Origin of the sequence: Alistipes provencensis, assembly GCF_900083545.1 — a bacterium.
Lineage (GTDB): Bacteria > Bacteroidota > Bacteroidia > Bacteroidales > Rikenellaceae > Alistipes > Alistipes provencensis.
Genome location: NZ_LT559262.1, coordinates 1,464,354 through 1,484,615 on the forward strand (window position 1 = coordinate 1,464,354; position 20,262 = coordinate 1,484,615).

Consider the following 20,262-nt stretch of genomic DNA (forward strand, 5'->3'; position numbering starts at 1 on the left):
GAAACTAAAAAAAACGGCTGATATTCAGCCGTTTTTTATTTTCAGATTCTAAAAGTCTATTAAGGTCTTATGTTTGCAAACTCCTGTTCTCGTTCTTTATATTGTTTACGGTGTTCCTTGGAATAACGATGCCGTAATACGATTGATGCTATAATCGAGACCAAGAATACGCCCAAAGATACCCAGACACTCAAACAGGTCGTGCCTTGATAATATTTGCAGATGTTATCAATCAGTTTTATACAAACACTAATTGCTATAATCCCAAACGACCAACTGAATATCGGGAGAAGTTCTCCATAAATTCCTTGAACGAACTTATCTTCTTTTCCGAATGGATGATAGCCATCCGGAAAAATTTTGGGTGTAATTTCTTTCAAGTTGCCGTAATACTTATGTCGGATCGCATAGGTGATGAACTGTTCTTTACGTTGTTGCGTACCTTGATAAAGACATAGACGGTACATGATGACCAGAACGTAAAAGACCGCAGTTGCTGAAAGTAATAAGGCATCCAAAGAAAAATAACCTTCTTTATATAACTCGCCATAATTTGCTGCAAATTCAATACTGGAATGCAAATAAATATAGCCATATGCCCCGAATACCGCAATCAAAGCTGTTATTAATACAATGATACTGCCGAGGTTCGCATTGTTGTTGATTGCATACTGTTCGTGCAATTGCTTTTCCAATTCTTGTTGCATTTTTTCTTGTGTATTCATATTCTGTTTAACTAAAATACATAGTTACAATTCGATTTCTTCGATTAACTCGAAAGATTTAGTCCATCCGTCTACTGCTTTATATGCCGATTGACATCCCGTAGGAACGCCTAAATATGAATATCTGGTTGGATACTCACCTGCAATAAAAGTACCGTTAATAACTTGGTAGTTTGCATAATAATAAGATATAGTAGGTGGTGTTTGAGCTTTACAATATATCTTTGAGAAATTTAGGTGAAGAAAGGCGCTCGTTCCAATCCTGTTTATCCTTTCTCCAAGTATCAAATATCCAAAGAATCCACGGCACTTATAGAATGCTTGATCTTGTATTGTTGTGACTTTATCTGGAATGACTAAATTTCCTGAAAGTTTCGAACAATTAGCAAATGCGTTCTTTTCTATACGTTCTACATTTTCTCCGATTTTGATTGTGCCAGACAGTTTGTCGCAATTTTCAAAAGCAGACAGTGAAATCGTTTTTATACTATTTCCGATCGTAAGATTTCCAGAAAACCTGTTACAATCTTTGAACGCATTATTTCCTAACAATATAACATTGTCAGGTATAGTCAAATCTCCCGTTAACTGGGCTCCTTCAAATGCACTTATCCCAATAATTTGGACGCCTTTGCCGAGTTTTAAGATTCCGAGTGCATCAATACCATCAACAGCGAAACCATAAGATGAGAAACAATAATCACCTATTGATATCGTAGCGTCGGGAATCACGAGATCGCCCCTCAAGGAAGAACAGTTATAAAAAGCGTAATTTCCAATGGATTGTACTTTTTCAGGAATATAGAGCGATGCAATTTTGGCTTGATAAAATGCCCGGTCGGGAATAGCAGTCAAATGCAATGGTAATAATACTGTTGGTATTGTGCTGTTGGCCAGACAACTTGCCGGAATCGTTGTATTGTCTGTTCCCGAAATATCGAGAGCCTTGAGATTTTTCAAGGTTCTGATAAAATCGAAATCGAATGTATTAATCTTACCAGTAATAGTCAGTTCCTCAATGATATCCTTGTTTTCGGCGCTGATAAGTTGGTCGAGTGTTCCTGCCGTTGCAACGTGGACGGATTGCGATGTTCCCGATTTCTGCGTAATAAGAATTGTTTCGGATGTTACACCGAGGGCATCAACCAATCGGATTGTTGAATAACGCACCGACAGTGCCGGATTGGCCGCAATGGTGAATGTCAATGTCTCATCACGCATCACGGCTCGGGTGCGTGTGTCGGCAACAGAAATCCACGATTTGTCTGTCTCGGGAATCTCGACCGTATAGTCGATATTGGTCGATAGATCGACTGTGACCGTACCGCCGCCATAATTGACCGTGTAGGATTTAGTCGTGATGACGATGACACCTTCGACGAAGTTGATCGAACGCATAATCGTTCGTTCCTTACCGTCGGAAACGAATATCAATACCTCGCTCGGCAGAATCGTACTCGGAGTAGTAATTTCGATGGTTCCGGTTGCAGCATCCGTCTTTTTTACCACAGCCCGGAAACCGTCTTGTGCCAATGCCTTGATAACAGTATTTTCATCGGCACCCGTAATCGTGTAACCTATCGAGTAGGTTTTATCGGCCAGTACCCGAATATCCTCTGTTTCGGTGAATGCAATCGACAGCGGGTGATGTTTGGGTACAGAAACGACCGAATCATCCTGCAATTTGAAATGGATATAATCTTCATCTTGGGTAATTTCCTTGAAAATCGAAACGGCATCAGTTCCATCTTCGCCTGTGGCTTTGCCCAATTGCGTCCAGTTTGTTCCGTTATCATAGGAAATGTACCAATATCCCTCTCTGATTTCGAGTTTGGGAGTAATGCCGTCTTTGCCGTTCGCGCCGTCCGTTCCATCTTCTCCATCTGAACCGTTTACACCATCTTTCCCGTCTGTCCCCTCGGCTTTGATTTTATTACCGCTGTCGTCCGTCAGCCACTTGCCGTCAAGCGTCCAATAATAAACACCGTCGGTATCTTGATTTACTCCGATAACAGGAGTGTGGCCGTCTTGTCCGTCAGATCCGGGTTTTCCGTCAGACCCATCGGTTCCGTCTTGTCCGTTCTTGCCATGATAGATTGTGATCGGATTGTTTTTGTTGAATTTGATCGTATAACCGATTTCGGTGCCATCTTGTATGATGGGAGTGATCTCTGTAATATAATCGTTATTTTGCAGGGCAGTGACAATCGTCTGTAAGGACGAAATGTTGGTATTCATTTGATTACAGAGTGTTTTCAGAGTTTCGAACGCAGACCATGTAGGCAGTTTGATTTGCGTGCCGTTCGATAACGAAAAGATTACATAGTCGGAATCGGTTTCATAGTCGATATTCGTGAACATCGAATCACCGCCAATGCCATCTTCGCCGTCTTTTCCATCCTCACCTGTGGCTTTGCCCAACTGTGTCCAGTTTGTTCCGTTATCATAGGAAATGTACCAATATCCCTCTCTGATTTCGAGTTTGGGAGTAATGCCGTCTTTGCCGTTCGCGCCGTCCGTTCCATCTTCTCCGTCCGTTCCATCTTCTCCGTCTGCACCATCTTTTCCGTCTGTCCCCTCGGCTTTGATTTTATTACCGCTGTCGTCCGTCAGCCATTTACCGTCAAGCGTCCAGTAATAAACACCGTCGGCATCTTGCTCGACGCTGATAACAGGAGTATGACCGTCTTGTCCGTCAGCTCCGGGTTTTCCGTCAGACCCATCGGTTCCGTCCTGCCCGTCCTTACCATGATAGATTGTGATCGGATCACTTTTACTGAACGAGATCGTATAACCGATTTCTTTTCCGTTTTGCGTAATGGGAGCAACTCCCGTAACATAATCATTCTTCTGTAATGCAGTTATAATGGTTTGCAACGATGAAATATTTGTGTTCATCTGTTTACAAAGCTCCTCCAACTTGGCAATACGATTTTCCAGATTATCCACACGTCCGGTCAATGCCGAATCGTCATACTCGTCACTGCAACTTGCAAATAACAAAGTGGCAATACAAAATACCGATAGAATTTTTTTCATAGCAACTATTGTTTGAATTGGTTGAACATTCAAATTGTAGTTACCATTCAACTCCCAAATGGTGGATTCAATCAAAAAAGAAAGTGTGGAGTTGTTTGTTTATCTGACAGGAGGTTCTGACAAAACCCGAATACAAATAAACAATACCCCACACCTGTCTGATATGTTGAGATATGAACATACCAATACAAGTGATGAGTGTTATTGTTATCCTTGTATTCTTGAAAACTGTCAGATTTCCTGTCAAGGATAAAAGCAAAACACTTTCATCAATAATATGTTGTTCCCACGGGAACACCACAAAGGTATAAAAATGTTTGCTAATATCAACACACTCAACGGGGTATTGCCGAACAAATTTAACCCGAATATTCCAAAAAATCACTATTTTACTTTCAGTATCTTCTCAGTATGTTGCCGGTTTTTCCTCTCGATAAATACAAAAAAACGAATCTACCTATGGATTTTCCTACTTACAAAGTCACCGAACGAACTTATCGATACGGAATTCAAATCCCCGATTCCAATTTCTTCGATTATCTGGTCGGTACCTATGATCTTGTCGTCGATAAAGAGGGTAAAATATCCCCCTACGATACTTTACGAATTACGAAGATAGATTGTTCCCACCGAGGGATCGAGTCGTTTGCAGGGATCGAATCGTTCCCGAATCTGACCTATTTGAATTGCGGATGGAATCCCGTCAAAAAACTCGAATTACGGAATCACTATAAACTGAATTATTTGTTTTGTCCCGGATGTGAATTGTCCCACCTCGATATAATGTTGTGTCATTTCCTTACGGTTCTGAATTGCAGGTTCAATCGTCTCCGAACTTTGAATCTCGACTATTGTTATTCCCTACGATTTTTGTCGTGTTGCAACAATTTACTTAAAACACTCGACGTCACACCTTGTTCCGACTCGATACGGGTCAACCGTAACGACAATCCCGGTCTTTTTGAGATAATACACCGAGTTCAACAAAGATCAATATAGGGGAGGGATACTATTGACTGCCTTTCGTTTCGTTCTGTCAACGACCTTTGCATATTGCATGGTGGTTCCGATATCGGTATGTCCCAATATCTCCTTGACGGTATAGATGTCCACCCCGGAGTTCAACAACAAAGTTCCGCAAGTGTGTCTGCTGCAATGGAACGTGATATGTTTGTCTATTCCGGCATCTGATACCCATTGTTTCAATACTTTTCGCATTACTGTCTCTGTCGGCATTTGAAACACCGGCTCATTGTTCGTTATCGTACTCCTGTCCGGTAATTGATAAACTGCATTTTCTGATAGTGGGATATAGTTTTCGACTTTTGTTTTTTTCTGTCGAAAGTTGATGTGCATCGTATTGTCATTCCCGGTTGAAATTTGACCCCATTTCAGCGAACTGACATCTGAAAACCTCAAGCCTGTGAAACAGCAAAACAAGAACGATCTTTTTACATCTTCTTTTTTACAAGGAGTGTCGATTAATAACTTGATCTCCTGTTCGGTAAGATACTCCTTGTGCGCTTGTATCGTTTTTGGCGCATCCACTGATTTCGTCGGGTCTATCGTCAACAATTCGTCTTTGATAGCTTGGTGAATGACCATCCTCAAGTTTACGAACATATTGTGTTGCGTCGATTTTTTCAATATCGTGGAGGAGTTGATGGATGTTGCATTTGAAAGATAGTGGATGAATCCATTTAAATACTTAACTGTCACGTCTCTCAACATGATTTTACTCCCTCTGTATTTTTTCAGATGGTATATTAGTGATTGCAGTGAGGCTTCCATTCCCGTTTTTCCGCATTTACGTTTATTTTCCGCCACACATTCGACATATTGAATCAAATTGACATCGGCTTTGCGGGTTGTAAAGCCGTGCAGGTCATTAAAGAACTCGACCGTTCGTTGTGCTTTGATGGCATTGGCAAGGCGGAGTGTTTCTTCGTTTTTGAGTTTGTCTGCTTTTGTTTGTTCCGGAACGAGGTATAATCGCAGGAAATCGTATTGTCGCACTCCTTTGAAGTAAAAGTCTAAATAGAGGGATGTCTGCCCGTTTCGCAATTTTTTATGGCGTAGCCTAATAATCTCTTTTTCTTTCATATACATTATAATTTAAATTGTTATTATGTATATTCGAGAAAATCCGAAACGATTCGATTCTAAGGCTGTTTTTTTATTGAAAACGGGGTAACAGCGGAGTAACAGATTACGCACAGCGACAAGGAAGGAGAGTCCGCCATCGGCAGATATTATTTTGGCTTTTGGGAACACAAGACGGATCAATTGCCGTTCTTTGTGCTTTTTTGACATTGCATGTTTTGGCGGATTCCCTTTCCGATTGTGTAGATTTTCACTATTTTTGCGCCGACATGCGTTTTAAGCCACCGAAAATAATCCGGCGCCTGATGCCGGACCTGATCTGGGAGATCGACGACGAGGACGGGGTGTTCCTCACCTTCGACGACGGTCCCACGCCGGGCGTCACCGAGTGGATACTCTCCACACTGGACAAGTACGATGCCAAAGCGACCTTCTTCGTGCTGGGCAAGAACGTCGAGATGTACCCCGACCTCTACAAGCGCATCCTCGACGCCGGGCACAAGGTCGGCAACCATACTTACTCGCATCAGAAAGGCTGGGGCATGAGCCTCGAACGCTATACGGAGGATGTCGATTTCGCCAACGATCTGGTTCACAGCGAACTGTTCCGCCCGCCCTATGCGCGTATCACCCCGGCGCAGGCGCGTTTTCTGGGCCAGCGCTACAAGTTGGTGATGTGGGACATCATCTCGCGCGACTACAACCGCCGCCTCTCGCCCCGCACCTGTTTGAAGAACGTCACGAAATACCTCGCGCCGGGCGCCATCGTGGTGTTCCACGACAGCGAAAAGGCGTTCCGCAACATGCGTTATGCGCTTCCCCGCACGCTGGAGAAGATTCGGCAGATGGGTCTCAAATGCAAGGCGATAGAGCTCTGAGCGTGTTCTGCGGGCGTTTGCAGCGGGCTGTGGCTCAGGGAATAGGAATTTTCGGATTTTTTTCGTAACTTCGCGCCGCGAAAAAACAACAATTATAAAATTATATCCTATGACAATTACAGCAGCTGACATCAAGATCGGCATGTGCATCGAAATGGACGGCAAGACGTTCCTCGTAGTCGATTTCCAGCACTGCAAACCGGGCAAGGGCCCTGCCTTCGTCCGTTCGAAACTCAAGAATCTGGAAAACGGCCGTGTGCTGGAGAACACGTTCTCGTCGGTAAGCCAGAAGATCGAGCAGGTGCGTGTCGAGCGCCGTCCCTATCAGTTCACCTATGAGGATGATCTGGGAGCGCATTTCATGCACACCGAGACCTTCGAGGAGATCAACATCGACAAGGACCTGATCAACAACTATGACCTGATCACCGACGGCCAGATCGTCGAGGTGATGTTCCATACCGAGAAAGAGTCGGTCCTTTCGGCCGAACTTCCCCCGATCGTGGACATGGAGGTGGTCTACACCGAGCCGGGCATCAAAGGCGATACGGCATCGACCAACTCGCTGAAACCCGCCACGGTAAACTCCGCGACGGCGAAGGACGGCGCCACGATCCGTGTGCCGCTGTTCATCAACACGGGCGACAAGATCCGCGTCGATACCCGCACCCGCGAGTACTACGAGCGCATCAAATAAGGCGTCCGCTGCGGGAAATGCCAAATGCAGAGCGCGTTGCAGCCGAACCGGTTGCAACGCGCTTTTTTTGATTCCGGGCCTCGCTTATCGGCGCAGGTCGACGAACTTCACGGACTTGCGGCTCATCTCGGGGAAGTTCATGCGGTGAATGACCGCGCTGTCGTCGACCGCGATCTCGGGGGCGACCCGGATCTTGGCCCGAAAGCGGTCTTTCAGCTCTTTGACCACGTCGAAATCCGGCCCGGGTTTCAGCCCGACGCGCACGGTGATGCGGTCCTTGTCGTTCTCGTCGTTGGACAGCTCGACGATGTAATTCTCGAGGTAGGGGACGTTGTCCAAGATGTCGAACAACGCCGGCGGGTACAGGGTCGTTCCCTTGTATTTTATCATCTGGCCCTTGCGCCCGATCACGGGACTCAGCCGCAGCGTGTTGCGCCCGCAGCGGCAGGGCTCTGGATAGCCGTAGCACAGGTCTCCGGTCTTGAACCGCAGCAGCGGCATTCCGCGCACGCCGAGCGTGGTTATCGTCACCTCCCCGGCTTCGCCTTCGGCTACGGGACGGTCCTTTTCGTCGAGCAGTTCGACGATGATCAGTTCGGGTTGGAGATGCCCGCCGCAGCCGTGGTCGCACTCCGTGAACGAACTCTGCATTTCGGTCGATGCGTAGGTCGTGTAGAGCTTCAGGCCGGGCCATTTCGACGCGATCTGCTGTCCGAGGACGTTGAGCGTCATGTCCGGATTGCGGAGCGATTCGCCGATGCAGACCGCTTTGCGGAGTGACGAGGCGTTGTGGTCGATCCCGTTGTGTTCGGCATAGGCGATCAGCTTGGTCAGGAACGACGGAACGACCATGCAGAATGAGGGGCGTATGCGGGCGATGGTGTCCCATTGCAACTCGGGAATGCCGTTCCCGACGCGGATGATGCCGCATCCCAGTTCGCGGGCGCCCATGAAGTAGGCCAGTCCGGCCATGAACCGCCGGTCGAGGGTCGTCATCAACTGCATGACGTCATCGGGGGTTATCCCGGCGGTGGAGAACGAGAGGTATTCGTTATAGGCGAGCCGTTGGAGGTCGCTCTCCGTCAGGGCGAACGTCACCGGGTCGCCCAGTGTCCCGGAGGTCGTCACATAGTCGACGATCTCGCGTTTGGGGACGCACAGGAAGGCTTCGTTATGCCGTTGCAGGTCCTCCTTGGTCGTCACCGGGAGCTGCTGCAGCTCCTCGATGCGGCGTATCGCCGTGGGGTCGACCCCCGCCCGGCGGAACAGCCCGCTGTAAAACGGCGAATGTTCCTGCAGGTAAATGAGTTCTTCCTGCAGGCGTTCTTCCTGCCAGACTTTGATCTTGTCCGAAGAGGCGAACTGGATCGCCGGATTCCGTTGTATCATCTGTTACTCTTTTAGCTTGTTTTCCAATGTTATCCGTTCCCCTTCGGGAATCGGCCGTGCGAGGGCTCTGCGGAACCATTCCCGGGCCTGCTCCCGTTCGCCGCACGATTCCCGGTAACGCCCGATGAGGGCATAGGTTTCCCAGTTCTGGGGGTTCGAGGCGGCCAGCGAATCGACCGTTTCCCGGCTCAGGCGGTGCTTCAGCCGGCGGAAGCGCAGCAGTTCGGGCAGGCTTTCCCGCACGAAGAGGGTGTCGGCCGGAAGGGTCCTGCCGCGCTCGTACAACTCCCCTTCGAAGGGCTGTTCTCCCCGCAGCAGCCGTCCTATGTCGTAGCAGACCCATTCCCCCATGCCCCAATATCCGGTCGAGACCCACATGCGGAGCTGCCGAGGCTGAAAGACGACCGAATGGTGGGCGATCTGCTGGTTGATGGCCAGCGGATTGTCCATCCCCAACTCCCCGCCGCCCGGGCTGTGGCGGTCGCGGAGTATGCCGACGGCCTTTTCGACCGTCAGCGGAACGTTGTGCTCCAACAGTTCCGCAAGACGGTCCGCCCGCGGTTTGCTGTCGGAAAGGGCGATGTTCTCGTTGTTGTACATATCGTCGGCAAATGCCTCCGACTGGAAATGGTTGGTGCATCCGATCGTTTGTCCCGGAACCGTGTAGAGCGCCTGTTTTTCCGGGGTTTTCTCGATCACGGCGCATCTCGCGTCGCGGGCCGATCCGATCAGGAACGATTCGGAGACGAAAGTCCGGTATTGCGAGGCGATCGCGCAGGCCTCGTCGATGGTTGCGGCGTATTGCAGAATCTTCCGGGCAAGGATCGAGACCGGCGTTGCGGAGCTCAGCGGCACGGGGCCCCGGGCGGCGTTCAGCGTGACGGTGAGCCCCGTTTCGTTCATGCCCGACAGCACCCCGACCATGCCGGGCCAGCCGATCGAGACGAACCGGTAACCCGTATCGGGTATGCAGAACGTCAGCAGTCGGTTGCGGGCGAACTCGTCGCCGACGTAAAAGTCGAAATTGCGGCCGACGATCATCCCGTCTGCGGCGGCGTCGCCCCATGCACCGAAGGCGGTGCATCCCACCAGCATGTAGCTCTGCATGGCGTGGCCGATGTCGTGGGCGGCGTGATAGTTGAGTTGCCGGAGATAGGGTTCGCCGATGAAGTCGAAATCGTGGGTGCAATAACGCGACATGGCCGCGATCTCCATGCAGTATTCGCCGGGAATGTGACGCGCGAGCCGCCGGTTGAAGATGATGGTCAGGTAACGCAGGAATCCCAAGTAGCGGTCGTTGGGGACGATGGCGCGTATCTGGTCCACGAAAACGGCCTCTTGGTTGTACAGCAGACTGTCTGCCAGCGCCCCGAAAGCCGCTCCGCGCTGCTCGGCATCCCCTTCGAGGCGAAGCTCCCAGAATCCGTTTTCGCTGTGCCTCAGTCGGTTCGGTCCGAATGACCGGCTTCCGTCCGCTGCTCGGCGGACGACGCTGTCGGAGAAATCCCGGGTTGCCTCGGGCGGCGTCAGCTCCGCGGTGCGGTAGAGGTAATACCCCGTCCCGACGGCGGCGAGCAGCAAACCGACCATGCCGAGCAGACAATACGCGACTATTTTGACGAATTTCTTCATTCCCCTTGCGAATTTCCGATTTTCCGGGCCGTGTATTCCCTGCCGAGCAGGGCCCCGCAGGTCGATATGGCCGTCATGACGACCCCCAAAGCTCCGTGTATGGCTATGTTCTGCCCCGTCAGATAGAGTCCCCCGACCTTGGTTTCGGGGCTGAACGAGGTTCCCAGAACGTCGTTGCAGTCGATCTGCATGCCGTATGCCGACCCCTGCGGAGTTCCCGTGTAGTCCTCGTATGTCAGCGGCGTCGCCGTGTGAATGCTCCGGATCGCCGCGCGGAATCCCGGGAAACGGGCCTCGACGCTTCGGATGGCGGCTTCGGCCTTTGCCTGCTTGAACGCTTCGTATTCCGCGCCGCGTTTTCCGATGGCCGTACCCGCCCATTTCGCCACCTCCCCGAACGACATGGGGCACAGCAGCGAAACGGCTTCGCAGGCTTCGTTGCCGCCCTGCGCCTGCATGGAGAGCATCACCATCTGCGGCCGCGGCACCCCCTCCCGCTCCGCCCAGACGTCGTCGCCGTCGATGATATAGTGGTTCTGATTGCGGTAGGGGAACGCTTTTTTGTCGACCGTGGCGAAGACCGAAAACACGCCGCAACTGTTCGGCACCGATCCGATGCGGGCCGCATAGGAGGGCCTGATCCGGTTGTCTTTGTCGAGCATCGGCAGCAGGCGTGCGGGATGGATGTCCGAGAGGACCGCTCCGGCTTCCAATACCTCTCCGGAAACGGTCTTCACACCCGTCACCCGGTTCTCCCGGAGGCGGATTTTCCCGACGGCGTCGCCGCAGCGCACCTCCCCGCCGTTGCGGCGGATGACGTCGCACAGCGCGTCGGCGAGTTGCTGACTGCCGCCGGCGAAGCGGTAGGCGCCCCGGATGAAGGAGTGGTTGATCATGGCGTGGTGGTAAAACGGCGAATGGCCGCGAATCCCGTCGTAGAGGAACGAGGTCCCGGCCACGACCTTGCGGAGCAGGGGATCGCCGATCAGCCGTTCGATCTCCGCTGAGGCAGCCGTCGACAGGAACCGCAGTCCGTCCGAGGAGACGATTCCCTTCCGGAGCTTCTCGACCCCGATCACGTTTCCGACCTCGCGGAGCGCCGCCGCGTAGTCCTCTATCTGCCGCCGCTGGGCGGGAAACTCCGCGGACAGGGCGTCGACGAAGCGGTCGTATCCCTGACAGAAACTGTATTCACGGTCGCCGAGGTGAATCACGTCGAACGCTTCGTCGAGCCGTTGCAGGTGCAGTGAGTCGTAAATGCCGCAGTAGCGCAGGAAATGGTTGAGTATCTCGCCGTCGGCCATGCTGCCGATGTAGTGCATGCCCGTGTCGAACAACGCTCCGCCGCGCCGGAACGACCGCAGGCATCCGCCCGGAACCGGCTCTTTTTCGACGACGCAGACCCGTTTTCCCTCTTTCGAGAGGATCGCTCCGCAGCTCAGACCGCCGAGACCGCTGCCGATGATGATGACGTCGCGGCTACTCATGGCGCACCTCCCCGCGGCATATTTTTGCGATGCGTTCCGCAGCCTGCGGCGGCACCAGCGATGTGAACAGGTAATAGTCGGCCTCGGGGACCTCGGTCAGTTCGTAATCCGTCTGCACGAATGTCAGGGCCGGTGTGCACAACCGGCTGTGCATGGCCAGCGCCACGGCTTCCGGGTCGGCTTCGAACGCCGTGATGCGCCGCCGGGGCGACAGCAGCGCCAGCAGGAAGGGCAGTTCGCCCTGTCCGGCCCCGAATACCACCACCGATGCGTCGCGGGTAATCCCGTCGGTCAGCGCTCTGAAATCCCCGGTCTTGCGCAGGCGGCGCCGCGCTTTGAGTTCGGCCTGATCGGTTTTGTAGAAGTAGTTGTTGACCACGCTTTCGTGGAAATAGGGGTTGTCCACCGTGTCCAGCTCGGCGCACCACGCTTCGTAAGTCGCCTTGAAATACTGCGAAATCTGCCTCGTGCGTTCCCGGTATCCGATGCCGAACGACGCGTCCGCGGCTTCGATGCGGGGCAGGATGCGGGCGCCGTAATTGCCTTTCTTGATGCTGAACGGCTGTTTCTTGGAGCACAGCATCCCGGTTCCGTAGATCAGTACGGGGACGATGTCCGCCCCTAACTGTTCGGCCAGATAGAACGCCCCTTTGTGGAATCTCCCGACCGAACGTCCGTCTTTCGAGCGGGTTCCCTCGGGGAAGATCACTACCGAGTTGCCTTCGCGGATGCTCCGGCGGAGATGGACCGCGACCTCCTCGTAACCGTCGTCCACGCAACAGAAACCCAGATAGCGGATGATGCGTCCGAATACGGGCGATCTCCAGACCCACGAGTTGGTCACCATCACCAGATGGGGGCTGAGGCTGAGCAGCAGCAGGATGTCGATGAACGACTGGTGGTTGGCGATTACGACGGCCGGTTTGGCGAACGTTTCGCCGCTGTCGTTCCGGATGATCTTGTGTTCCGTGAGCGCGGTCATCCACAACAGCCATTTGCAGCCTTTGTGGATCGTCGCGTGCATCCACCGGCGTTTGCACCGCCCGCCGACGGGCAGGAAGATCAGCGTGGGGATGACGATCTGGGCTGCGATGCACATCAGGACGAAGATGAAGAAGCCGTAGACGGTCCGGGCCAGCGAGGAGAGCGTGTAGGGCTGTCCGCCGCGGGACACGGGACCCGTGACGAACCGGCGGAACAGCAGCGGCAGGATGGTGTAGGCCGAGAAGATGACGGCCAGCATGCCGATGATGGAGATGACCGACGTCGAGCGCAGGACCGGGTGGTTGGCGAAACTCAGCGCCCCGATGCCGATGACGGTCGTCAGCACCGAGAAAAAGATCGCTGTTTTGTGGTTGGTGAGCATCGGGCGGCCGTTGCTGTATTCGCGCTGGAGTCCGTCCATGATGAAAATGCTGAAATCGTCCCCGATGCCGAATATGAAGGTCGAGAGGATGATGTTCACGATGTTGAAGTCGATTTTCAGGACGGCCATCAGGCCGAGGATGACGGTGAAGGCGATGAACATCGGGGCGAAGGTCATCAGCGTCAGCTCCAGTCGGCGGTAGGCGGCCAGCAGGGCGAAGAAGACGAGCAGCCCCGACATGTAGAGGACGTAGTTGAAGTCTTCGTTCACGGTCTGCGCCATTTTGTTGGCGAAGTAGCCGCGGTCGACGGTTATCACCCCCGGCTGCTGCGCGAGCGCCCGGTAGACCTCCTCTTTGCGGTCGTTGTCGAGGCGTATCTGTGCCAGCACGAGGGTGGTCTGCTCGGAACTGCTGATCCACGCCCCCAGCAGGGGAATGGCGTTCTGGTCTGCATAATCGATCGGGGTGTAGGTTCGGTTCAGCGCACTGCCGAACCCGTCGAAGGCCCCCGGGGCGAATCCCGCCCGGCGGCCTGCCTCCCCGATGCTCCGGAGCAACCTCCCGCGCCGGTCGTTCGTGTTCCAGAACTCCTCCCAGCGGGCGATCTTCTCCTGCTGTACCGACGGGGCGATCACGAACCGCTGCGCCGAGACGACCGAGCGGATGTTTCCGGCCCCCAGTTCGCCGTCGAGCGTGCTGCACATTCCGGTGTACGTCTGCACGGCCCGTTCCACGTCCGGGGCCGCCGCAATGACCGTGACCATCCGCGTGTCGGCTTCGAAAAGCTCTTCGAGACGGTGTTCCGCTTCGGCGATCTTCGGCGGAATATAGCTCAGGTGCGACATGTCGCTGTCGAATCCCACCCGGTTGCAGGTGAATACCCCCAGCAGGAACAGCGCCATGATCGCCGTGACGAGCCATTTGTTGCGGTCGAACGGATAGGCGTTGAACCGTTCGATGACGGAGAGCATGCGGTTGGGGGCTTCGTCCTTCCCGCCGCGGAGCAGGTGGGGGAGGCAGATGAGCGAAAAGAGGGTTGTCCCGACCAGCGCAAGGGCGGCGAAAAGCCCGAAGTCGGACAGTAGCGACGAGGAGGTGAACATCAGCCCGACGAAGGCGCCGATCGTCGTAAAACTGCCCACGGTCATGGGGTAGGCCAGTTCGGCTACGATTTCGCGCGGGTCGCCCGTATGGTTGGCGTGACATACGACATGGATCGAGTAACTGATGGCGATGCCGAATACGGCGGCCCCGGCGCCGATGGCGATGAGCGAGATGTGGCCCGTGATGAGGGCGATGCAGGCCAGTGCGAACAATCCCCCGAAGCAGACCGGCAGGGTGATGAGCAGGACCGACCAGCGGTTGCGGAATGAAAAGGTGATCACGCCTACGATCAGCAGCAGCGCCACCGAAAGCGTCACATAGGTGTCGTTCTTGATCTGGCGGGCGTTGTAGACGGCAATCCCCGGCGTCCCGAAATAAACGGCGTCGATGCCCTCGTGGGGGAACTCCTCCAGCATCCGGTCGAGGGCGGCGATCAGCGCATCGTTCCCCGAGGTGTCGCTGCTGGCATGTACGGGTTCGATCAGCAGCAGGCAGGTCGACATGTCCGCCGAGAAGATGTGGTCGTCGTAGAGGGTGTAGGAGAGAGATGGGTTGAAATTCTGGAGTTCACCCAGCACCTTCCCGGCGATCGACAGCGGGTCGCGGGCGATGAATCCGCCCAGTCCGATGCCTGCGGGCGACAGCAGGCGTTGGTAGTTCCGCTCCATGACCGGCCCGATCCCGCCGTTTTCGAGCAGGGAGTCGATGCGCGCGTAATCCGCCTCGTCGAGGAAGACCGGCAGGTAGTCGTAAATGAAGTCGGTGGTGCGGGAAATTTCCTCCCCGCCGATCTCGGAGGTGACGGAGCGGATGCCCTCCCGGACCGACGGCTCCCCGAGTCTTTCGGCAAAGGCGTCGCAGGCCCCGATCAGGTCGTCTTCCGTCACGTCCGCATCGCGGGCCGAGAACAGGACGATGATCCGGTCTTTCGATTTGAGGTTGTTGAAGACCATCGACATGTTCTGCCCGTCGGCCGTCTTGGGGAATATGTCGGTGATGTTTTCGTCGAAGCGCGCCCGTGTGGCCAACAGCGCGAACAGGAGGACCGCGGCGGCCGTCAGGCCGGCCAGCAACCGCCTCCGGGGTGCGAAAAAATCGTATAGAGCGAGGAAAAACCGTGTCATGACCGTTGTGCGTTGCGTTTAAAGGCCATGAACAGGAAGCGGAAAAGTCCGTAGGTGAATAGTCCGCACGCGGCGGCCAGAGCGATGCTTCCGGCGATGTATTGCAGGAGCGAACCCGCCATGGCCTGCGGTGAGATGTCGCGCAGCGACAGCAGGAGGGGCCTGCCGAGCATCCATCCGCCCACGGCGTAACTTCCGAAGAGGATCGGCGGGATCATCGGCGGGATGCTGATGTTCGTGGCGGCGAACGTCACCACCTTGTTGAGTTTCATGAAGTGGCCCGAGACGACGGCCAGTACCCCCTGCCAGCCCCAGACGGGCAGTATGCCCCAGCAAACGCCCCATGCCGCCGAGGCGGCCAGCGTGTGGTTGCTTTCGCCGGAGTGCATGACGTGGCGTGAGAGGAACTCCCGGACATTCGCCCGGCGGAACCATTTCAGGAAGCGGAACGGATAATAGCAGAGGATGGCCCATGTGACCAGACAGGTGTTCAGCACCGAGATGCGTGTGAAATCCTTGGCCGGTTTGAAATGCGACACCCGCTCCTCCTGCGGCGGATAGTAGACGCGGATCGGGATGTTCTTCACCGCAACACCTCTCCATGCCGCCCGTACGATGACCTCGACTTCGAATTCGTAGCGGGGCGTGTAGAAGCGCATGCCTTTCAATCTGGTGAGCGGGTAGAGCCTGAATCCCGACTGGGAGTCGGAAAGCGTCTGTCCCGTTTCCACTTTGTACCAGAAATTGGAGAACTTGTTGGCGAAGGTATTCTTCGAGGGCATGTTCTCTGCCGTGAGGTTGCGGGCGCCGATGAACAGCGTGTCGGGCTGCCGTTCCGCCGCCTCGACGAACAGCGGAATGTCGTCGGGGTAGTGCTGCCCGTCGGCGTCGATCGTCAGCAGGTAGCGGAATCCCCGCCGGGTCGCTTCGCGGAGCCCCGTGCGCAGGGCATATCCTTTGCCGCGGTTGCGTTCGTAGCCGATTACCGATATCCCGTCTGTCCGGGCGAGGATCGCCGCCGTGCCGTCGGTCGATCCGTCGTTGACGACGATCACGTCGCGGCAGTGACGCTGCACCCCGGCGATGACGCGTGCGATGGTCCCGGCATTGTTGTATGTCGGAATCAGCACGGCGCATTGCAGGGCCTGCATTCGTTCGGGTATGGCGTCTGTCCGGGGCATCAGACAAAGATAGCTTTAATTTTCGTTTTTTGCACCCCGTCGGCGCTGATTGCCCCGCGCACGTCGATGCCGCCGTCTCCGGTGTCCGTCAGCACGAGCTCGACCCGGAGGAGGCTGTCCTGCGGCGGAATCACCGGGCTCAGGAACTTCAGTTCGCGTACCGACCGGCAGCTCAGCGGCCTGCCGGCACGCCTTTGCACGAGGTGCCTGACAAGTTCGAACTGGCACACTCCCGGCAGGACGGGCCTTCCGGGGAAATGCCCGGCGAATATGGGATGGCCGGCGTCGAGACGGACATCGGCTTCCGGATGCGTCTTGTCGCCGCTTTCGGCGATGAGGGTGTAGAGTCCTTCGAGCATCGCTTCCGGTCTATTTTCCACAGTCGAAACAAGAGTCCGCCACAGGCTGGTTTGTTTGCTTGTTCCGGAACCGGTAGAGCGTGTAGTTGCCCGATGTCTCGGTCATGCGCAATTCGTTGAGCAGCATGTCCCGGCTTGCGAACACCAGCACGAGTTCCGTGATGTAGCGGCGGGCGCGTTTCGATTCGGGGGTTATGCGCACGGTGTAGGTTTCCGGGCCCTTCTCACAGCGGAACGATCCCTCGCTGCAAAGTGCGGCGATGTCTCCCGAGAAACAGGCTGCAAAAACCTGCTGCATCTGCAGGAAGAACGGGTTGGCGGCGATCTTCACGACGCTGCGCGAACCTCCGGCGACGATCAGGAACGACGTTTCGCCCATCACGACGCGGTCGCCCGCCGGCTCGTCGTAGAACAAGGCCAGTTTTCCGGGACGTTTGAAGTAGAATTTCCCCGAGCTCTCGGCGTCCTGCGCCAGCAGGGAGTTGTGTTTCAACTGCGTGAAGTCGCAGTCGATCGTCTCTATTTGGGTGTTGTTCGCCCGGAGCGCCGCGAGGAATTCATCCTGCAATGTTTGCTGGGCGTATCCCGCGCTCCACAGCAGCGACAGCAGCAGGACCGGTATTTTAGTTTTCATTGTCATAAGCATGTATGTTCAGCAATTTATCGACGCGCACCACTTCGTAACCCTCTTGCGCAAGCATCCGCAGAACCAGTTCCGTGAGTTGCGGGCTCCCGGTCCGGTTGTCGTGCAGCAGGATGACGGCGCCGTCGTGCAACTGCCTGCGGATGCGCTCCACAACCTTGCCGCGCGGCCCGGCGAGCGTGTCGAGCGACCGGATGCTCCATCCGATCACCGTGTAGCCCATCCGTCGGACCATGCCGCCGATCATCGGGTTGGTGATCCCGAACGGCGGCCGGAACAGCTTCGGGCGGCGGTGCAGCGTTCCTGCAATCGCGTCGTCGGTCCTGCGTGCATCGGCGACCATGCTCCGCACCGGGGCGAAAGGTCCCGTGCCTTTGTGCGAAAAAGTGTGGTTGCCGACGATGTGGCCTTCGGCGTCCATGCGCCGGAGCAGTCCGGGATCGATCCGCTCCCCGACGAGGAAGAAGCAGGCTTGGGCGTCGTATCTTTTCAGGACGTCCAGCACCTGCGGCGTCAACTCCGCATGGTGCCCGTCGTCGAAGGTCAGCGCGACCTGCCGCCCCGTGTTCCCGGCCCGGCACAGCGCCTTGACCCAGCACCCCGACCCGATGCGGAACGAGGTGAAATAGAGGCCGCATCCGGCGGTGAGCAGCAACAGTATGATCGTTATAAGCATTCCACCTCCAGTTTCAGGTTCCCGAGGTCCGCGATTCCGCTTTGCCCGTCGGCGATGAGCCGATGGAGTTGCCGGGCCGGTTCCAGTGGATCGCCGTATTTTGTCTGCGCCGCGCCTCCGGTCGCTTCGACCCGGATTTGCGCGCAGGCCCCCTCCTCTTCCGCCGAGAGGAGGAAGAAGAACGCGCCTCCCTGCTCCGGCAGGGCGTGGACGCGCATGCGTCCGAGCAGTGTGCGCAGCGTGGGCGTTACCTCCTCGACGGCTCCGACCAGCACCTGCCGGGCCTCCTGCCCGTCGATCAGCATCAGGGCGTCGAGGATTGCCGTGCCGAAACCGTCCGTCCCGTGCGCATAGGTCATGTTGTAGCAGTGGCGCTGCAACAGCAGCGCTACGGTGGCCCCTACCGTATTGAAGGTCGACTGGATGAATGCCGAGGGCGGCAACAGTTGTTCGTCGTTGTCGATGACCACCCGCAGGAATTTCTCGCTGTCGGCCAGACATCCGTAGGCAGTAGCGGTGATGACGGCGTCGACTTCATGCCCCTCGGCACAGACGGCTGCGGCCGTCACGCCGTCGCGCACGATGCGGCTCAAGCGCCGCCGCATCAGGGGATCGGGAACGATCGCCTTGAGGTCGCATCCGGAGTTCTCCGAAGCCGCGGTTCTGTGGATGTAGGCTTTCATCGTTTCGAGAAGATCAGGGATGTGTCGTTGCCGCCGAATCCGAACGAATTGGTCAACACCCGTTTGACCGGAACGTTCTCTTCGAAGCTTCCGCACGGAACCAGCCGGGTTCCTTCGACCGGGGTTCGGAAATAGGGGCTTCCGTAACGGATACCCCGTGCCGCGGCCAGTGCCGAGTAGACGGCCTCGATGCCTCCTGCCGCCGCGAGGGTGTGGCCCGTGAAGTGCTTGGTCGAGCTGAACGGAGGCACCTCGTCGCCGAACAGACGCTCGAGGGCCGCGGCTTCGGCTGCGTCGTTGTTCGGTGTGCCGGTGCCGTGCACGTTGACGTATCCGACCTGCTCCGGACCGATGCCGGCCCGCCTCAGGGCCCCGCTCATGGCCCGGTAAGCTCCCTCGCCCGTCGGCGAGGATGCGGTCTGGTGAAAGGCGTCGTTGGCATTGGCATACCCCGCGAGGTAGCAGTACGGCTCTTTGACGAGCGAGTCGGCGCGTTGGAGCACGAGATATCCGGCCCCTTCGCCGAGGTTCAGGCCCGCGCGCGAAGCGTCGAACGGCCGGCACGGCGCCGGATCGAGAATGCCGAGCGACATGAAACCGTTGAGCGTGAATTTCGACAGGGCGTCGCAGCCTCCGGCCACCACGGCGTCGCAGATGCCGTGTTCGATCAGCCGTGCGGCGAGCAGTATGGCATTCGCCGCCGAGGAGCAGGCCGTGCTGATCGTCGTGGTGTAACCCGTGATTCCGCAGTGGGCGGCGATCCGGGCGGTGCTGTATGCCGGGTCGTGCTGGGCCGCCAGTGCGATGCGTCCTGCGGCGGGGGCCCGCCTGAAGTCGCCGAAGAACCGCTCCGTAAGGTCCATGCCTCCGACCGATGTGGCCGATACCAAACCGACGCGCAACGATCCTCCGGGAGCTGCATCCGTCAGGGCTTCGCCTGCGGCCGCCATCCCCAGCAGCGCCGTGCGCGAAACGACGGCGGCGGGAGCGATACCCAGCAGCTCTTTCAGTGCCGGGTTCGACAGCCTGACCTCACCGACGGGCACGGCATGCCGCGAGGCGAAGAGCGTCAGGGGGCCTACGCCGCTCCGACCTGCACGCAGGGTGCGCAGATTCTCCTCCGCTCCGTTCCCGATCGCCGAGATGACGCCGATGCCGCTGACCGCAATGCGCAT

At 55.9% G+C, this 20,262-nt stretch carries 15 protein-coding genes; 2 read left to right on the plus strand and 13 right to left on the minus strand.

The window, feature by feature from the left end:
• Nucleotides 1-59: 59 nt before the first annotated feature.
• The 3 genes from BN5935_RS05760 to BN5935_RS05770 all read right to left on the minus strand — a co-directional run bounded on the left by BN5935_RS05760 (nucleotide 60) and on the right by BN5935_RS05770 (nucleotide 5,867).
• Nucleotides 60-725, minus strand: coding sequence for a hypothetical protein (locus tag BN5935_RS05760; RefSeq protein WP_147625779.1), 666 nt, complete (start codon nucleotides 723-725; stop codon nucleotides 60-62).
• Between the two features lie 24 nt (nucleotides 726-749).
• Nucleotides 750-3,764 carry a PL29 family lyase N-terminal domain-containing protein gene (locus BN5935_RS05765; RefSeq protein WP_064976852.1) on the minus strand — a complete coding sequence of 1,005 codons (3,015 nt, stop codon included), beginning with the start codon at nucleotides 3,762-3,764 and terminating at the stop codon, nucleotides 750-752.
• Nucleotides 3,765-4,754: 990 nt separating this feature from the next.
• The gene (locus BN5935_RS05770) at nucleotides 4,755-5,867 is read right to left on the minus strand and encodes a site-specific integrase (RefSeq protein WP_064976853.1); all 1,113 of its coding nucleotides are present in this window, start codon (nucleotides 5,865-5,867) and stop codon (nucleotides 4,755-4,757) included.
• A 305-nt stretch (nucleotides 5,868-6,172) separates the two neighbouring features.
• Here BN5935_RS05770 and BN5935_RS05775 point away from each other — a divergent pair, with 305 nt between their 5' ends.
• Both BN5935_RS05775 and efp read left to right on the plus strand, forming a co-directional pair.
• On the plus strand, nucleotides 6,173-6,745 hold the full coding sequence (locus BN5935_RS05775) for a polysaccharide deacetylase family protein (RefSeq protein ID WP_064975284.1): 573 nt from the start codon (nucleotides 6,173-6,175) through the stop codon (nucleotides 6,743-6,745).
• Between the two features lie 109 nt (nucleotides 6,746-6,854).
• The gene (gene efp / locus BN5935_RS05780; RefSeq protein ID WP_064975285.1) at nucleotides 6,855-7,442 is read left to right on the plus strand and encodes an elongation factor P; all 588 of its coding nucleotides are present in this window, start codon (nucleotides 6,855-6,857) and stop codon (nucleotides 7,440-7,442) included.
• A gap of 84 nt (nucleotides 7,443-7,526) precedes the next feature.
• Here the strand turns inward: efp and BN5935_RS05785 are convergent, their stop codons facing one another.
• From BN5935_RS05785 to BN5935_RS05830, 10 genes are read right to left on the minus strand one after another with little or no spacing between them, the layout of a single operon-like run.
• Nucleotides 7,527-8,828 carry a flexirubin biosynthesis putative acyl-CoA ligase FlxY gene (locus tag BN5935_RS05785; RefSeq protein WP_064976854.1) on the minus strand — a complete coding sequence of 434 codons (1,302 nt, stop codon included), beginning with the start codon at nucleotides 8,826-8,828 and terminating at the stop codon, nucleotides 7,527-7,529.
• A 6-nt stretch (nucleotides 8,829-8,834) separates the two neighbouring features.
• Nucleotides 8,835-10,463, minus strand: a complete 1,629-nt coding sequence (locus BN5935_RS05790; RefSeq protein WP_064975286.1) for a C45 family autoproteolytic acyltransferase/hydrolase — start codon at nucleotides 10,461-10,463, stop codon at nucleotides 8,835-8,837.
• Nucleotides 10,460-11,950, minus strand: coding sequence for a phytoene desaturase family protein (locus BN5935_RS05795; RefSeq protein WP_064975287.1), 1,491 nt, complete (start codon nucleotides 11,948-11,950; stop codon nucleotides 10,460-10,462). The genes BN5935_RS05790 and BN5935_RS05795 overlap by 4 nt, the downstream gene beginning before the upstream one ends.
• A complete protein-coding gene (locus BN5935_RS05800; protein ID WP_082944039.1) occupies nucleotides 11,943-15,545 on the minus strand; it encodes a 1-acyl-sn-glycerol-3-phosphate acyltransferase in 3,603 nt (1,200 codons plus the stop codon). The genes BN5935_RS05795 and BN5935_RS05800 overlap by 8 nt, the downstream gene beginning before the upstream one ends.
• Nucleotides 15,542-16,726 (minus strand): DUF2062 domain-containing protein, encoded by a 1,185-nt coding sequence (locus BN5935_RS05805; protein WP_064975289.1) that lies wholly within the window; start codon nucleotides 16,724-16,726, stop codon nucleotides 15,542-15,544. The genes BN5935_RS05800 and BN5935_RS05805 overlap by 4 nt, the downstream gene beginning before the upstream one ends.
• Complete coding sequence (locus BN5935_RS05810) at nucleotides 16,726-17,085, minus strand: ApeI family dehydratase (RefSeq protein ID WP_064975290.1); 360 nt, start codon at nucleotides 17,083-17,085, stop codon at nucleotides 16,726-16,728. Before BN5935_RS05810 ends, BN5935_RS05805 begins: the two co-directional genes overlap by 1 nt.
• 10 nt (nucleotides 17,086-17,095) lie before the next feature.
• Nucleotides 17,096-17,719, minus strand: a complete 624-nt coding sequence (locus tag BN5935_RS05815; RefSeq protein ID WP_064975291.1) for a flexirubin biosynthesis/transport protein LolA2 — start codon at nucleotides 17,717-17,719, stop codon at nucleotides 17,096-17,098.
• Nucleotides 17,709-18,404, minus strand: a complete 696-nt coding sequence (locus BN5935_RS05820; RefSeq protein WP_064975292.1) for a polysaccharide deacetylase family protein — start codon at nucleotides 18,402-18,404, stop codon at nucleotides 17,709-17,711. The genes BN5935_RS05815 and BN5935_RS05820 overlap by 11 nt, the downstream gene beginning before the upstream one ends.
• Entirely contained in the window at nucleotides 18,395-19,087 is a 693-nt protein-coding gene (locus BN5935_RS05825) for a beta-ketoacyl synthase chain length factor (RefSeq protein ID WP_064975293.1), read from the minus strand. The genes BN5935_RS05820 and BN5935_RS05825 overlap by 10 nt, the downstream gene beginning before the upstream one ends.
• Nucleotides 19,084-20,262: a beta-ketoacyl-[acyl-carrier-protein] synthase family protein gene (locus BN5935_RS05830; RefSeq protein WP_064975294.1), complete on the minus strand. Its 1,179-nt coding sequence runs from the start codon at nucleotides 20,260-20,262 to the stop codon at nucleotides 19,084-19,086. The genes BN5935_RS05825 and BN5935_RS05830 overlap by 4 nt, the downstream gene beginning before the upstream one ends.